Origin of the sequence: Aeromonas media, from assembly GCF_020423125.1 — a bacterium.
In the GTDB taxonomy this organism is placed as follows: domain Bacteria; phylum Pseudomonadota; class Gammaproteobacteria; order Enterobacterales; family Aeromonadaceae; genus Aeromonas; species Aeromonas media.
Map to the genome: position 1 here is coordinate 168,968 of NZ_CP075564.1, position 15,690 is coordinate 184,657.

Annotated in this window: 16 protein-coding genes; 10 read left to right on the forward strand and 6 right to left on the reverse strand. The window is 60.6% G+C overall.

Annotated features, from left to right (window positions below):
• Nucleotides 1–136: 136 nt before the first annotated feature.
• On the forward strand, nt 137–589 hold the full coding sequence (locus KI797_RS00760) for an Rrf2 family transcriptional regulator (protein WP_005326180.1): 453 nt from the start codon (nt 137–139) through the stop codon (nt 587–589).
• A gap of 92 nt (nt 590–681) precedes the next feature.
• Here KI797_RS00760 and KI797_RS00765 read toward each other — a convergent pair whose 3' ends face one another.
• A complete protein-coding gene (locus KI797_RS00765) occupies nt 682–1,194 on the reverse strand; it encodes a ferredoxin-type protein NapF (protein ID WP_043132220.1) in 513 nt (170 codons plus the stop codon).
• A 137-nt stretch (nt 1,195–1,331) separates the two neighbouring features.
• On the opposite strand from KI797_RS00765, the gene KI797_RS00770 reads away from it, so the two are divergent.
• Nucleotides 1,332–1,547, forward strand: coding sequence for a hypothetical protein (locus KI797_RS00770; RefSeq protein ID WP_025325331.1), 216 nt, complete (start codon nt 1,332–1,334; stop codon nt 1,545–1,547).
• Complete coding sequence (rmuC, locus tag KI797_RS00775) at nt 1,544–2,875, forward strand: DNA recombination protein RmuC (RefSeq protein ID WP_182786889.1); 1,332 nt, start codon at nt 1,544–1,546, stop codon at nt 2,873–2,875. The genes KI797_RS00770 and rmuC overlap by 4 nt, the downstream gene beginning before the upstream one ends.
• A 69-nt stretch (nt 2,876–2,944) precedes the next feature.
• Here the strand turns inward: rmuC and KI797_RS00780 are convergent, their stop codons facing one another.
• The 5 genes from KI797_RS00780 to def form a co-directional block, all read right to left on the reverse strand.
• Nucleotides 2,945–4,387 (reverse strand): TrkH family potassium uptake protein, encoded by a 1,443-nt coding sequence (locus tag KI797_RS00780; RefSeq protein WP_005326184.1) that lies wholly within the window; start codon nt 4,385–4,387, stop codon nt 2,945–2,947.
• A 93-nt stretch (nt 4,388–4,480) separates the two neighbouring features.
• Entirely contained in the window at nt 4,481–5,857 is a 1,377-nt protein-coding gene (gene trkA, locus KI797_RS00785) for a Trk system potassium transporter TrkA (RefSeq protein WP_005326185.1), read from the reverse strand.
• Nucleotides 5,858–5,937: 80 nt separating this feature from the next.
• Nucleotides 5,938–7,230: a 16S rRNA (cytosine(967)-C(5))-methyltransferase RsmB gene (gene rsmB / locus KI797_RS00790; protein WP_226171029.1), complete on the reverse strand. Its 1,293-nt coding sequence runs from the start codon at nt 7,228–7,230 to the stop codon at nt 5,938–5,940.
• Between the two features lie 50 nt (nt 7,231–7,280).
• Complete coding sequence (gene fmt, locus KI797_RS00795; RefSeq protein ID WP_226171032.1) at nt 7,281–8,225, reverse strand: methionyl-tRNA formyltransferase; 945 nt, start codon at nt 8,223–8,225, stop codon at nt 7,281–7,283.
• Between the two features lie 12 nt (nt 8,226–8,237).
• Complete coding sequence (gene def, locus KI797_RS00800) at nt 8,238–8,750, reverse strand: peptide deformylase (RefSeq protein WP_025325337.1); 513 nt, start codon at nt 8,748–8,750, stop codon at nt 8,238–8,240.
• 108 nt (nt 8,751–8,858) lie between these two features.
• On the opposite strand from def, the gene KI797_RS00805 reads away from it, so the two are divergent.
• The 7 genes from KI797_RS00805 (at nt 8,859) to aroE (ending at nt 14,948) form a co-directional block, all read left to right on the forward strand.
• Nucleotides 8,859–9,947: a LysM peptidoglycan-binding domain-containing protein gene (locus KI797_RS00805; protein ID WP_226171035.1), complete on the forward strand. Its 1,089-nt coding sequence runs from the start codon at nt 8,859–8,861 to the stop codon at nt 9,945–9,947.
• A gap of 1 nt (nt 9,948) precedes the next feature.
• A complete protein-coding gene (dprA, locus tag KI797_RS00810) occupies nt 9,949–11,064 on the forward strand; it encodes a DNA-processing protein DprA (RefSeq protein WP_226171037.1) in 1,116 nt (371 codons plus the stop codon).
• Complete coding sequence (locus KI797_RS00815) at nt 11,057–11,530, forward strand: DUF494 family protein (protein ID WP_041206662.1); 474 nt, start codon at nt 11,057–11,059, stop codon at nt 11,528–11,530. Before dprA ends, KI797_RS00815 begins: the two co-directional genes overlap by 8 nt.
• Nucleotides 11,531–11,585: 55 nt before the next feature.
• Nucleotides 11,586–12,143: a DNA topoisomerase family protein gene (locus KI797_RS00820; RefSeq protein ID WP_042650116.1), complete on the forward strand. Its 558-nt coding sequence runs from the start codon at nt 11,586–11,588 to the stop codon at nt 12,141–12,143.
• Between the two features lie 301 nt (nt 12,144–12,444).
• Complete coding sequence (locus KI797_RS00825) at nt 12,445–13,005, forward strand: Sua5/YciO/YrdC/YwlC family protein (RefSeq protein ID WP_042650115.1); 561 nt, start codon at nt 12,445–12,447, stop codon at nt 13,003–13,005.
• A gap of 108 nt (nt 13,006–13,113) precedes the next feature.
• Nucleotides 13,114–14,022: an oxygen-dependent coproporphyrinogen oxidase gene (gene hemF, locus KI797_RS00830; RefSeq protein ID WP_005326199.1), complete on the forward strand. Its 909-nt coding sequence runs from the start codon at nt 13,114–13,116 to the stop codon at nt 14,020–14,022.
• A 104-nt stretch (nt 14,023–14,126) separates the two neighbouring features.
• Entirely contained in the window at nt 14,127–14,948 is an 822-nt protein-coding gene (gene aroE / locus KI797_RS00835) for a shikimate dehydrogenase (RefSeq protein WP_171273028.1), read from the forward strand.
• Nucleotides 14,949–15,690 lie beyond the last annotated feature (742 nt).

A 15,690-nucleotide genomic window follows, 5' to 3' on the forward strand; every position in this document is an offset into this window, starting at 1 on the left:
CAGAGCTGCTCTTAACCTTGTCACTCCACGACCCGGCTGAAGACGCGACACCTGTGCGGGCGCACGTGCAGTCTCACCTCTCTGGCCACTGGCTGTCGTCCTGATTTCTGGCTTGTAGTAAGAGGCAAGTGCGACCATGCAACTCACACGATTTACCGACTATGCCCTGCGTACCCTGACGTTTCTGGCGATCCAGCCCGGTGATCGCCTGTCGACCATCACGGAAGTGGCCGACACCTTCGCCATCTCCCGCAACCACGTGGTCAAGATAGTGCATCAGCTCGGCATCAAGGGGTACATCGAAACGGTACGTGGCAAGCATGGCGGCATCCGTCTCGGCCGCTCCGCCGTTTCCATCAACCTGCGCGATGTGGTGATGGACATGGAGCACGTGCTATGCCCGGTGGACTGCAAGCGCGAGAACTGCCGCCTCTCCGGCGGCTGCCGCATTCAGGGCATCTTGCGCCGCGCCATGAACGCCTTCCTCGAAGTGCTGGGGGAATACACCCTGGCGGATGCGGTGCGGGATCCGACCCGGCTGTGCCACCTGCTGGGGATAGAGCAGGATAACATCCTGACCATGGCCTGAGGGTCATGACGGTGAAAGGGCCCCGAGGGGCCTTTTTGCTGTCTGGCATGCATGCTGGGGACGGATGTGGGGGCGTCGGGATGCCGGAGCCGTCAGAGCTGGGGGATCAGAGTGATGGCGCCGTGCAGGCAGGCGAGGCCGCAGGCGCCGCAACCGTCGCAGGCCGCCATGTTGACGCTCACCCCCTCGCTGCTGGCCTTGATCGCCTGCTGGGGGCAGGCATCCTCGCACAGCAGGCAGTAGAAGCCTTTACGGGCCTGACAGCTCGCCTCTATCCGCACTCGGGTCTGTACCTGGCGGCCGAGCCGCAGATCCAGCGCCCCGGTGGGGCAGGCTCTGGCGCAGCTGCCACAGTAGCTGCACTGGCCACAGGCGAGATCCAGCACAGGGGTGCCGGCGATGGGGGTGCCTGCATATTCGGGCTGGTCGGCAGGCTTGAGCAGGCCGTTGGGGCAGGCCTTGAAACACTCGCCGCAGCGGCGGCAGAGAGAGAGGAATTGCGACTCTTCGATGGCCCAGGGCGGGCGCGCTTCGTGGCAAACCATGTCCGGTTTGCGGGGCCCCCCCAGTGCGTGCGTCAGCCAGCGACAGAAAAAATGAGTCATGCCCACCTCTATACCTATTAGGGGTTAATTTTAGCCAATTTTCTGCCGGCAAGCCAGAGAATAGCGCTGGTCAGGATCGCAAGCCGGGTTGCCCTTGTGTAAGCTAGGCGAGTCTTTTTGCGGGATCTGATGAACTCATGTGGTTATTTCTGTGGCGTGCTTCTCTGCTGTATATTTTCCCCCTGCTGATGTGGGCCTATTGCCGCATCAAGGAGATCGAGTTCACCGAGCTCGACACCGGGGTCAATAGTCACAAGTGGGTGGTGCTGGCCGCCTATCTCATCTATGTCCTGTTCTGGTTGCTGCTCAACCGTTACCTCGAACTCTTTCTGCGTCAGCGGAGCCGGCGATGATCCCGATGACGACCTGGCTGCCTGCGTTGCTGGCGGGTCTGCTCGCCCTGCTCCTCGGCTGGCTGGCGGGGCGTCGCGCAGCCCGTGAGGAGACCCTGCTGACCGAGGAGCGTCATCAGGCGCTGCAGGACAGGTTCGACGAACTGCAGGATGAGAAGATGCTGGGCCAGCAGAAGCTGGAGCAGCAGCAGGCCTTGCTGCTCAAGCTCACCGCCCGCCTCAAGGATGCCGAAGCCACCCTGCGCAGCGAGCGCATCGCCAGCGCCGAGAAGCTGCAACTACAGCAGCAGGCGGAGGCTCGCCTCAGCCAGCAATTCGAAAACCTCGCCAATCGTATCTTCGAACAAAACTCAGGTAACTTCCGCGAACTGAACCAGAACAGCCTGGATCTGTTGCTGACACCGCTGAAAGAGCAGCTCGAGGGCTTTCGTCGCCAGGTGGGGGAGACTCACGCCCAGGAGACGGCCCAGCGTCACAGCCTCAAGTTCGAGCTGGAGCGCCTCGCCGAGCTTAACGCCCGCATGACCGAAGAGGCGGCGGCCCTGACCCGGGCGCTCAAGGGGGACAGCAAGCAGCAGGGCAACTGGGGGGAGGTGGTGCTGGCGCGGATCCTCAGCGAATGCGGCCTGCGGGAGGGCCACGAGTACCACACCCAGGTCAACATCGAGGTGGACAAGGGCAAGCGCTATCAGCCGGACGTCATCGTTCACCTGCCCCAGGACAAAGACATCATCATCGATGCCAAGGTGTCGCTGACCGCCTATGAGCGCTGGTACAACTCGGATGACGAGCTTGAGAAGGCGGTGGCGCTCAAGGAGCACGTCACCTCGGTGCGAAACCACATCCGCGAGCTGGGCCGCAAGGATTACCAGCAACTGCCCGGGGTGCGCACCCTCGACTATGTGTTGATGTTCGTGGCGGTGGAGCCTGCCTTCCTCACCGCCCTCGAAGCGGACCCCTCCCTGGTGCGCTATGGGCTGGATCACAACATCCTGCTGGTGAGCCCCACCAACCTGATGGTGGCGCTGCGCACCATAGAGAACCTGTGGCGGTACGAGCGGCAGAACCAGAACTCGCGCCAGATAGCGGAGCGGGCCGGTCGCCTCTACGAGAAGCTGCGGCTGTTCGTGGAGGAGATGCAGCAGATGGGGGGCAGCCTGCACAAGGCGCAGGAGAGCTACGACAAGGCGATGGGGCGACTGGTCAACGGCCGTGGCAACCTGATCGCCCAGGCCGAGCGTTTTCGCGAGCTGGGAGTCGAGGTCACCAAGCCCCTGCCTGAGTCCCTGGTCAACCGTGCGCTGGAGCGGGAAGAGTCCGCCGATTGAGGTGGTCGAAAGCAGACAAAAAGGGCAGCCTGCGGTCTGCCCTTTTTGTCGTCCCGTGCCGGTGAGGTCCTACTGCTTCCAGAAGGAGGGGAAGAAGATCACCGCCACGGTCAGGATCTCGAGCCGTCCCAACAACATGCCGAACGACAGTATCCACTTGGCCGAATCCGGCAGGCTGGCAAAGTTGGTGCTGGGACCAATGACCGGTCCCATGCCGGGGCCCACGTTGGCCACCGCCGTGATGGAGCCCGAGATGGCGGTGAGGGGATCCAGGCCGATGGCGGCCAGCAGGGCGGCGATCAGCAAGATGATGGCGAAGTAGGCCAGCACGAAGGAGATCATGGAGCGGATGATGGCGTCGTTGACCGGGCGGCCGTTGTATTTTTGCGGGAACACGGCTGAGGGGTGCATCAGCTGGCGCATCTGCTTCTTGAACAGGGCGAAGGCCACCTGCACCCGGAAGATCTTGAGGCCGCCGGAGGTGGAACCGGAGCAGGCACCGAGCGCCAGCAGGATCATGAAGATGATACTGGTGAGGGGCCCCCAGGTGCCGAAGTCGCCGAGGCCATAACCCGTGGTGGTGAGCACGGAGACGATGTTGAAACTGCTGATGCGCAAGGCATCCATGAAGCCGTAAATATCCCTTACCCAGAGATAGAAGGTGACGACGACCGTCACCCAGACGATGAGCCAGAAGAAGCCCTGCACCTGTGCATCCCGCAGCAGGCTGTTGTCACGGCGGGAGAGCGCCTGCACATAGAGCAGGAAGGGCAGGCCGCCGAGGAACATGAAGAGGGTGCCGATCCAGTGCGCCGAGTTGGAGAAGTGGGACATGGACTGATCCGAAGTAGAGTATCCCCCGGTGCTCAGCGTCGTCATGGCGTGGTTGACCGCCTCGAACAGCGTCATGCCGCTCACCCAGTAGGCGAGGAAGCAGAGCATGGAGAGCACCAGATAGACCACCACTATGTTGTTGGCGACCGTCTTGGCGCGCGGCGCGCTCTTGTCGGACCAATCGGAGCTCTCGGTCTGGAACAGCTTCATGCCGCCGACGTTTAAGTAGGGCAGCACGGCCACCGCCATCACGATGAAGCCCACGCCCCCCAGCCACTGCAGGATGGAGCGCCACAGCAGTATGCTGTGGGCCATGCCGTCCAGCCCTGACAGCACGGTAGATCCCGTGGTGGTGACGCCGGACATGGTCTCGAAGTAGGCGTCGGCAAAGTTGATGTGCGTGATGAAGACGAACGGCAGAGCGCCGAAGATGCAGGCAACCACCCAGACCGAGGTGGTGAGCAGGAACATCTCCCGTACCCCGAGATGAAACTCCACCTTGCGCCCGTAGTGCAGGCAGATCAGGGCGGCGCCATGGGTGATCAGCACGGATTTGAGAAACTCGACGAAGCCTTCTGAGCCGGTGAGCAGTGCCAGCAGGGTGGGCAGCCACATGAACAGGGCCAGCTTGGAGAGCACCAGCCCGAGGGTGAAGACGATGGGACGCAGCTTGATCATGCAAGATAACCTGGTCGTTGATTGAAAAAAGACCCGGACCTTCCCTCTGGGAAATGTCCGGGTCTGAATGTCGTTGCCTGTTGCATGTAGGGCTTACAGGAAGAAAGGGCTGGGTTGGAACAGGCGTTCCACTTCCGGGATGTACTTCTTGTCCACCAGGAACATCACCACGTGGTCATCCTGCTGGATCTGGGTGCGATCGTGGGCGATCAATACCTCATCTCCGCGCACGACAGCGCCTATGGTAGTGCCGGGCGGCAGTTTGAGCTCACCCACCGTCTTGCCCACTACCTTGGAGGTGTTCTCGTCACCGTGGGCGATGGCCTCGATGGCCTCGGCGGCGCCGCGGCGCAGACTGTAGACGTTGGCGATGTCGGCACGGCGCACGTGGGTCAGCAGGGCCGAGATGGTGGCCTGCTGGGGCGAGATGGCGATGTCGATGGAGCCTCCCTGCACCAGGTCAACGTAGGCGCCGCGCTGGATCAGCACCATTGTCTTCTTGGCACCCATCTTCTTGGCGAGCAGGGCCGACATGATGTTGGCCTCGTCCTCGTTGGTCACCGCGATGAAGACGTCGATCTGGTCGATATGCTCCTCCGCCAGCAGCTCCTGATCCGCCGCGTCGCCACAGAAGACGATGGTGTTCTCCAGGATCTCCGAGAGCTGCTCCGCCCGTTTCTGGTTGCGCTCTATCAGCTTGACGCTGTAGCGCTTCTCCAGCTGGCGGGCGAGGCCGGCACCGATATTGCCGCCACCGACGATCATGATGCGACGGTAGGGGCTCTCGAGGCGTTGCAGCTCGGACATCACGGCGCGGATGTGACCGGCGGCGGCGACGAAGAACACCTCGTCATCCGCTTCGATGATGGTGGTGCCCTGGGGGCGGATGGAGCGGCCCTGGCGGAAGATAGCGGCCACCCGGGTCTCGATATTCGGCATGTGATCCCGCAGGGTGGAGAGGGCATTGCCCACCAGCGGGCCGCCGTAGTAGGCCTTGACGGCCACCAGACCCACCTTGCCACCGGCAAAGTCAACTACCTGCAGCGCGCCCGGATACTCGATGAGGCGACGCACATAGTCGGTCACCAGCTGCTCGGGGGCGATCAGGTGATCTACCGGCACGGATTCCGGCAAGAACAGGCGATCCCGTTCCACCAGATAGGCGGGGGAGCGGATCCGCGCCACCTTGTTCGGGGTGTTGAACAGGGAGTAGGCCACCTGACAGGCGATCATGTTGGTCTCGTCACTGTTGGTGACGGCGACCAGCATGTCCGCATCCTGGGCCCCCGCCTCGCGCAGCACCCTGGGGTGGGCGCCGTGGCCGTTCACCACCCGCAGGTCGAACTTGTCCTGCAGCTCCCGCAGGCGGTCGCTGTCGGTGTCGACTATGGTGATGTCGTTGTTCTCGCCGGCGAGGTTTTCCGCCAGCGTGCCACCCACCTGACCTGCACCCAGAATGATGATTTTCATATGGACATCTTACTCAAGATTGTTGCTTCGAAACGAGGCAAGCCAGCCTGTCGCCCGGACTCATCATCCGGCTGCACGGCCTACAGCTTGATCAGCTTGGCATAATAGAAGCCGTCCATCTCCGCCTCGCCGGGCAGGAACTGGCGACCCGGGCAATCCGGGTTGTCCTGCTCGTGCAGCGGCACCAGACGGGCGTCCTTGGTGTCAGCCAGGAAGGCGCGGATCTGGTCGCGGTTCTCTTCCGGCAGCACCGAGCAGGTGGCATAGAGCAGGGTGCCGCCGCTTTTGAGCTTGCCCCAGAGGGCGCTCAGGATGCGGCGCTGCAGCTCGGCCAGCTCGCGGATGTCCTGATCCCGGCGCAGCCACTTGATGTCGGGGTGGCGGCGGATGACGCCGGTGGCGGAGCAGGGAGCATCCAGCAGGATGCGGTCGAACTGGCCCTCGGGCCACCACAGATCCGGTGTACTGGCATCCCCGTGGATCACCCGGGCGGTGAGACCGATGCGGTCCAGATTTTCCTGCACCCGGGTGAGGCGGTGTTCGTCGGCATCCACGGCGACCACACCGGCGAGGGCGGGTTGCAGCTCAAGCAGGTGGGCCGTCTTGCCGCCGGGGGCGGCGCAGGCGTCCAGCACCCAGTCACCCGGCTGGGGATCGAGCAGGCGGGCAGCCTGCTGGGCGGCGCCGTCCTGTACCGAGCAGTCACCGGTTTCGAAACCGGGCAGCTTGGTCACATCGCAGGGGCGCTCCAGCAGGATGCAATCCTCCCCCTCTTCGCCTGCCACCGCATTGATGCCCACTTCGGCCATGCGGGCCAGCATCTGTTCGCGGCTCTGGCGCTGGCTGTTGTTGCGGATCCACATGGGAGGGCGCTGGTTGTTGGCCTCCATGATGAACTCCCAATCGTCGGGATAGGCCTGACGCAGGCGCTTGGTGAGCCACTCGGGGTGACCAAGACGAATGCTGGGAACCCGGTCGATGCGCAGCAATATGACTTCGGCGCTGCGCTGGAAGTTGCGCAGCACGCCGTTGATGAGGCCACGTAGTGAGGTGCCCTTGAGCAGCTTGACGGCATTGACGGTCTCGGCCACAGCGGCATGAGCCGGAATGCGGGTGTAGATGAGCTGATAGAGACCGACCAGGATCAGATAGTGAAAGATGCGACTCTTGTTCTTGAGCGGCTTGTCCATCATCTCGCTCACCGCCGCATCGAGGCGAGGCAGCCAGCGCAGGGTGCCGTAGCAGAGTTCTTGCAGGAGGGCGCGATCGCGAGGCGCCACCTTCTCCTGGGCAGCAGGCAGAACAGCGGAGAGGGATTGGCCCTGATCCAGCACCTGTTGAATAACGAGAGCAGCCTGTGCACGTGTTTTCATAGCGTTACCTTAGATGCGCAAGTCGGGGCCTGGGCCCCGCTTGTGTCAATTCAGTTCAATTGCGTGCCGGGTGCAAACCAGTCGCGGCGAGAGTTGAGCAGATCCGGGACGGACATGGCCTTCTTGCCGGGCGGTTGCAGGGTCAGCAGACGCAGCGCCCCCTTGCTGGTGGCGACGTCGATCCCCTGCTTGTCGGCCTTGAGCAGGGTGCCGACGGGTTGGCCATGGTCGCTGTCGATGACCTCGGCCTGCCACACCTTGATGGTCTGTTCCGCGACCTCGAACCAGCTGATGGGCCAGGGATTGAAGGCGCGAATGCAGCGTTCGATGGCGACGGCCTCCATGGACCAGTCGATGCGGGCCTCTTCCTTGGAGAGCTTCTGGGCGTAGTTGGCCAGCGCGTCGTCCTGCACCTCGGCCGCGGTGTTGCCGGCGGCCATGGCATCGAGGGTGTCGACCAGCGCCTGCGGGCCCAGCTCGGCCAGCTTGTCATAGAGGCTGGCGGAGGTTTCATCACTGGCGATGGTGCAGCTCACCTTGCGGATCATGGCGCCGGTATCCAGCCCCACATCCATCTGCATTATGGTGACGCCGGTTTCGGCATCGCCCGCCCAGATGGCGCGCTGAATAGGTGCGGCACCACGCCAGCGTGGCAGCAGGGAGCCGTGCACGTTGAGACAGCCCAGCCGCGGGGTGTCGAGTACCGCCTTGGGCAGGATCAGGCCGTAGGCCACCACCACCATGAGGTCGGCGCCGAGGGCGGCCAGCTCGACCTGCGCCTCTTCATTGCGCAGGGACGCCGGCTGGTAGACAGGCAGAGCGTGGGCCAGCGCCAGTTCCTTGACCGGGCTGGCGGTCAGTTTCTGGCCACGGCCAGCCGGCTTGTCGGGCTGGGTGTAAACGGCAACGACCTCATGGTCGGAAGACAACAACGCCGCCAGGTGACGGGCGGCGAAGTCGGGGGTGCCGGCAAAAATCAGTTTCAGCTTGTTCAATGGTGCAGATCCTCAGAGGACTTTGCGATCTTCACGGGCCATTTTTTCCAGCTTCTGACGGATGCGCTGGCGCTTGAGCGGGGACAAGTAATCCACAAACAGCTTGCCGACCAGATGATCCATCTCATGCTGGATGCAGATGGCGAGCAGATCGTCCGCTTCCAGCTCGAATGGCTTGCCATGGCGATCCAGCGCCCGGACCTTGACCCACTCTGCGCGTGGCACCAGAGCCCGGCTGCCGGGCACGGAGAGGCAACCCTCTTCTATGCCGGTGCTGCCTGACTGCTCGAGGATCTCGGGGTTGATCAGCACCAGCTGATCTTCACGGTCTTCAGAGACGTCGATGACGATGATGCGCTGATGAATGTCGACCTGAGTCGCGGCTAGGCCTATGCCTTCCTCCGCGTACATGGTTTCGAACATATCATCTACAATCTGTTGTAACTCGGGTGTAATGGTCTCGACAGGGGCTGCGACTGTACGCAGGCGCTCATCGGGGAAACGCAATACATCTAGAATGGCCATAGTTTTTTCTTTAGTTTCATATAAACGCAGTCAATATTGACGTAATTCTAGTCATTTACGTCGACAAAAAACAGCAACACTTTGCGTGCAGAAGTAACAGGGAGTGTTATGCATCTGAAGCAAATCATCCTCGCCTGCCTGGCGACAGCCCTGGCCAATGGTGCCATGGCACAGCAGTTGACACTGAAATCCGGCTATCCCGAGAGTTATGTGGTGCAGAAGGGGGATACTCTCTGGGATATTTCGGGTCAGTATCTGGCCGAACCCTGGCTCTGGCCACGGCTCTGGAACATCAATCCCCAGATTGCCAATCCACACTGGATTTACCCAGGTGACGTGCTGCAACTGAGCTGGGTCAATGGCGAGCCGCGTCTGGGTAAGGCCAGCCAGGGCGGCAAGCAGGTTATTCGCCTGTCCCCTAGGAATCGCTACGAGAACAAGGCCAACCCCATTCCGACCCTGCCTCTCAGCGAGATAGTGCCCTTCCTGCAGACCGATCACATTCTGGCCGACAGCCAGCAGAGCAAGGATCTGCCCTATGTGCTTGGCAATAACGACAAGCATATCGGCATGTTGGAGGGGGACACCCTCTATGTGCAGGGGGCGCTGAATCTGGGTCAGAGTTATGGTATCTATCGCCCTGGGGTGACTTACAAGGACAAACTGACCGGCGAGCAGCTCGGTCAGGAGGCGATTTTCGTCGGTACTGCGCGCGCGGAGGACCGCTTGGCGAACGACAGCACCAGAGTCACTCTGACGCACAGCAGGCGCGAGGTGTATCAGGGAGACAAGGTCATCCCGTTGCCACCGCAGGAGAGCCTCTCTGCCGTCTTTATGCCAAAGGCGGCGCCGGTTATTTCCCCCGGTTATGTGATCGAGTTGCCGAGCAAGGTGCGCGGGGGAGGCAAGTTTGACATTGTCCTCATCAACAAGGGGTCGCGCGATCAGATAGCTCCTGGCGATGTGCTCGAGATCCTGCGTCCCGGTGCCGAGATGGTGGACAAGAATGGCAAGGTCTCATATCGGGAATATGCTTCCGTCTATGACAAGGCGTTTCACTCAGCTGGCAAATCGACCCTGCCTGCCGAAGCGATTGCCCGGGTCATGTTGTTCAAGGTGTATGACAAGCTGAGTTATGGCCTCATCCTGCAGAGCCAGGATCTGGTCAGCTCGGGTTATCAGGTCAGCAATTTCTGACGTGCCACTTCCACTCGGGCGGCTGTCGCTGTGGCTGACGCTGGATGCGGTGACCGGTATCGGTCCGGTCACCGCCTCCCGTCTGCTAGCGCATTTCGACGGCGACATCGACGCCCTGTTTGGCTGTGATGATGGTGTACTGAGATCGCTTGGCCTGCAATCTGCCCAACTCCGGCAGCTGAGATGGCCGTCACCCGTGGTGGAGCAGGGGCTGAACTGGGCCGAAACGCCTGGCAATCACCTCCTTTGTCTCGATGACCCCGCCTATCCTGCTTTGCTCAAAGAGATCCCCGCCGCCCCCTTGCTGCTCTATTGCCGTGGGGATCTCGCAGCCCTTTCCCTGCCACAGCTGGCGATGGTAGGTACCCGTCATCCCACCTATGCCGGCAAGGACAACGCCGCCCGTTTGTGCGCCAAACTGGTGGAAAACGGCCTGGCGATCACCTCAGGATTGGCGCTAGGTATCGATGGAATCTGTCACCAGCAGGCCTTGGCATCGGGCGGTGTGACGTTGGCGGTGCTGGGCTCCGGGCTTGACCGTCTCTATCCAAAGCGCCATCAGGGCCTGGCGATGCAGATCCTCGAGCACGGCGGCCTGCTTGTCTCCGAGCTGGCGCCTGACCAGGGACCGCTGGCTGAACATTTCCCTCGCCGCAATCGCATCATCAGTGGCCTGTCGCTGGGCACGCTGGTGGTGGAGGCGGCCGAACAAAGCGGCTCACTCATCACGGCCCGCTATGCGTTGGAGCAGGGCCGTGAGGTCTTTGCCGTACCGGGTGCGCCGCAAAATACCCAGGCCGCGGGGTGCAATCGTCTGCTTCAGCAAGGGGCCAAGCTGGTATTGAATGCGGCTGATGTCATGGAAGAGCTGCCTGCCCTTGTGCCATTAAAGAGGCTGGCGAACCCTTCTCCCGAGCCATTGCATAATAGCGAATTGCCTTATGCTGATTTGTTGGATAACGTAGATTATGAGACCACGAGCGTGGATACCGTGGCCGAGCGGGCCCAGCTTCCTGTCGAAGTGGTATTGGGCAGGTTGGTAGAGCTGGAGCTGGCCGGTGCAGTGATGGCGGTAGCCGGTGGATACGTCAGAGCGAGGAGGGCGAATCATGTTTGATGTATTGATGTACCTTTTCGAGACCTACATCCACAGCGATGCAGATGTGATGGTCGAGCAGGATGAACTCACCGACGAACTCAGCCGGGCCGGATTCAATCAGGAGGAGATTGAAAAGGCGCTCAACTGGCTGGAACGACTGGCCAATCTGCATGATAGCGAGCGGGAGGTGTATGTCACCGCCAGTGCGCAAGGTTCGATGCGGATCTACGCCCCGCAAGAGCTGGCTCGCCTCAGCACCGAGTGCCGTGGTTTCCTGCTGTTCCTGGAACAGGCCCAGGTGCTTAACGCCGAAACTCGCGAGATCTGTATCGAGCGCTTGCTGGAGCTGGACAAGCCGGATATCGAGCTGGATGACCTGAAGTGGGTCGTCATGATGGTGCTGTTCAACGTCCCGGGCAGTGAGAATGCCTACCAGCAGATGGAGGAGCTGGTGTTTGACGAGTCAGACGGTGTCATTCACTGACAGTCCGGTGCCGCGCTGGTAGAATTCAGGCCATCTGGATTCCAAGGCGCGGCCCATGTCAAAAATCGATCATCACCTCTTTTCTGCCCACGAACATGCATTCGAGCGCGAGCCGTGCCCGCAGTGTGGTGCCGAGCTGGTGATCCGTCAGGGCAAGCATGGCCCCTTCCTGGGCTGTTCGGCCTACCCCTCCTGTGATTTTATTCGTTCCCTGACGTCCTCCGGCCGCGACATCGAAAAGGTGCTCGAAGGATCGGCCTGCCCAGATTGTGGCCAGCCACTGGCAATCAAGAAGGGGCGCTACGGCCTGTTCGTGGGCTGTACCCTGTATCCGGCCTGCCAGCATATCGAGTCCCTGCAGGAGAGCGACGATACCCAGATCCTCTGCCCAGAGTGTGGCAAGGGCCATCTGGTGAGCCGCACCTCCCGTTATGGCAAACAGTTTTACTCCTGTGATGCCTATCCTCACTGCAAGTACGTGGTAAATGACAAGCCTGTTCCCATGCCCTGCCCAGAGTGTGGCTGGGGCATCATGATTGAGAAGAAAGTGAGAGGGAGTCTGCGCTGGGTCTGCCCGCAAAAGAAATGCTGTCATCAGATTGAGCGGGTATAATCCTGCCGCCATAAGCCCGCAGGCAGCTTGCTGGCAAGGGAGTGTTTCATCTGGATTTATCACCTTGCCGTGAACCGCCCCTTTACGGCCGTGTCGTTGGGCGCCGATCCTCGCCGCCAGCCTCTTGGCCTGCGCATGTGGCTCGGTATCACAGGCGTTGCAGTGGCCGGTGATGAGCTGGCGCTCTGGCGGGTCAGACGTCCGAATGTACTGAAGAGGTGAGGGCACCAGGGTGCCCTCATGTCGGTTCAACTTACAACCTAGTGATGAGAGGTGGCAGCCCGGCTGTCGCATTTTTTCTATGCCAAACGAATTTGAACAAGCGATGGCCGCCCTGCACCGCGAAGGGGTGATCGCCTATGCCACCGAGGCCGTCTTTGGTCTGGGATGTGATCCCGACTCCGAGGCTGCGGTACGGCGCCTGCTGGCCATCAAGCAGCGTCCGGTGGAGAAGGGCCTGATCCTGATCGCCGCCGATCTGACCCAACTGCAGGATTACATCGACCTGAGTCAGCTCAGCAGCGAGCAGCTTGCTCGTGTGCAGGCGAGCTGGCCCGGCCCCTTCACCTGGATCATGCCTGCCCGTGCGACCACGCCGGCCTGGCTGACGGGTCAGTTCGATACCCTGGCTGTGCGCGTTACGGCCCATCCTCAGGTGCAGGCCCTGTGCCGTGCCTTTGGCAAGCCACTGGTTTCTACCAGTGCCAACCTGACCGGCGAGGAGCCTGCCCGTCGGGTCGTGGACATTGGTGATGCGTTGGCAAGTCAGCTGGCCTATATCCTGCCCGGTGAGGTAGGGGGGCAGGCCAATCCATCCGAGATCAAGGACGCCCGTACCGGCGCCATCATTCGTCCCTCCTGAGGGGTGGCAAGTGCCTGATTTGCAGTCATGACGGGCGATGTGCTCATGGCGTGACACCACAATATAAAATGGACGGGACGATCAAGATCCTGCCTGACTGGAGACAAGATGAGCAAACCGGATGTAGCCCAGGTCAAGGCCTTCCTGCTGCAGTTGCAGGACGAGATCTGTCGGGGACTGGAGCAGGCTGACGGCGCCGGACACTTTGTGGAGGATGCCTGGCGCCGCGAAGGCGGTGGTGGAGGCCGTACCAGGGTGCTACGCCATGGTGCTGTGATCGAGCAGGGCGGGGTCAACTTCTCCCATGTCTATGGCGATGCCATGCCGGCGTCGGCGACCGCTCACCGCCCCGAACTGGCTGGCCGCAAGTTCGAGGCCATGGGGGTCTCGCTGGTGATCCATCCACACAACCCCTATGTGCCGACCAGCCATGCCAACGTCCGTTTCTTCATCGCCGAGAAAGAGGGCGAGGCGCCCATCTGGTGGTTTGGCGGCGGTTTCGATTTGACACCCTTCTATCCGTTTGCCGAGGATGTGCAGCACTGGCATCAGGTCTCCCGTGATCTCTGCCATCCCTTTGGTGCGGAGATCTATCCCGAGTTCAAATCCTGGTGCGATCGCTACTTCTTCCTCAAGCATCGCAACGAGACCCGGGGGGTGGGTGGCCTCTTCTTCGATGATCTGAACCGCTGGCCCTTTGCCGACTGCTTCGCCTTTATGCAGGCAGTAGGTCGGGGTTATCTCGATGCCTATCTGCCCATCGTCGAGCAACGCAGGGCGCTGCCCTATGGCGAGCGAGAGCGGGCGTTCCAGCTCTATCGCCGCGGTCGTTACGTGGAGTTCAATCTGGTGTATGACAGGGGCACCCTGTTCGGGCTACAGACTGGTGGACGCACCGAGTCGATCCTGATGTCGATGCCACCCCTGGCCCGCTGGGAGTATGACTGGCAGCCGGAGGCGGGCAGCCCCGAGGCCTTGCTCTATACCGACTACCTCACACCACGAGAGTGGCTGTGACTCAAGGGGCCATGACGGGCCCCTTTTTACTGGCCGATATTCGGCTTGTTCCCGACTGAGAAAACCCGTTAAATCGGGTGATGACCCTCTGATGGAACTCTTTGATGGATCGTTATCTGGTTTTTGGCCACCCGGTGCGCCACAGCAAGTCCCCCTTCATTCATACCCTGTTCGCCAGACAGACCCAGCAAGAGCTGGAGTATGGGCTGGCCGAGCCCGCCGTCGACGAGTTTGCTGCTACCCTGCGCAGCTTCTTTGCCCAGGGAGGCAAGGGGTGCAATGTCACAGTGCCCTTCAAGGAGCAGGCATTCGCCCTGGTCGATCGACTCAGTCCAAGGGCCAAGCGGGCAGGAGCGGTCAATACCATCAAGCTGACGGATGATGGTGTGCTGCTGGGGGACAACACCGATGGCGCCGGGCTGGTAGCCGATCTCAAATCCCATGGGGTGACGCTGGCAGGCAGCCGGATCCTGTTGCTGGGGGCCGGCGGTGCGACTCGCGGTGCACTGGCGCCACTGCTGGCGGAGAGGCCGGGCGAGTTGGTCATCGCCAACCGCACGCACGCAAAAGCGGAGCAGCTGGCTGCCGAATTTCACGATCTGGGGCCCGTGACCGCCCAGACCTATGAGCAGTTGACTGGGCCGTTCGATCTCATCATCAATTCCACCTCCGCCAGTCTGCAAGGGGAGCTGCCACCGCTGGCGCCTGCCCTGATCCACGTTGATATCGCCATTTACGACATGATGTACGGTGCGACGGACACGGCCTTCATCGGTTGGGCCAAGCAGCATGGTGCCCGTCAGACCATGGATGGGCTCGGCATGCTGGTGGAACAGGCCGCCGAAGCCTTTACCGTGTGGCGCGGCATCCGGCCTGGTACCAAGCAGGTGTTGAGAGAGCTGAAGCGCAACCTGGGCACCTTGTAGGTCGGTTCGCTTATCAATCCGGTGGGGAGTGGAACAACCGTGAATGTGCAGTCCGGCAGACGGGCTCTGGCAACTTCACCCTCTGGTTTCTGAACAGAACATCTCTCTTCCTCGGGGAGAGTGCTCCCCGCAGGTAGGGGCGTGAAGTTGTCACCATTTTAAGTGGGATTTAAATCGATAAATAACAATGGGTTACTGTGCTTTCAAGCTTGCATCGTTCGCGGTTATCAAGTTTTTTCTCAAAGCAGCGGAACTTGTGCGAAATGGTGCTGACTAACTAGATAGTTGAGGAAGTGCTAGCTAGTCACCTTTATAACTCCCCGGTATTTATACTGGGGATTTTTTTATCCATTTGAAAAATATAGAAATTTACCCCCGCCCATTTTAAGTGAAACTAAATTACATAAATTACTTTCACTTTCTGCTGCTTTGCTGTACAGTTATCAGCGTAGGGTACAGAGGTAAGATGTTCTATCTTTCAGACCTTTTATTTCACGTAATTGAATGTGGCTGAATAGCAGCCCCGATGAGTCATCGTCGGGGTGTTTTTTTATGCAAATCTTTTAGAGTAAATGCTTTAAATTGAGTAATCTTTTGTTAGAATAGGGATGTTTCTTGAGGGAAACCAATCGTCTTTGTTCTCGAGAACTCGCTTTTTCCCAATTTTTTGAACTCATTTCTTCAGGCCGGCCCGCGACAGCGAGACTGGCCTCATTTTTATCCCTTCCTATTCCTTTCTTGT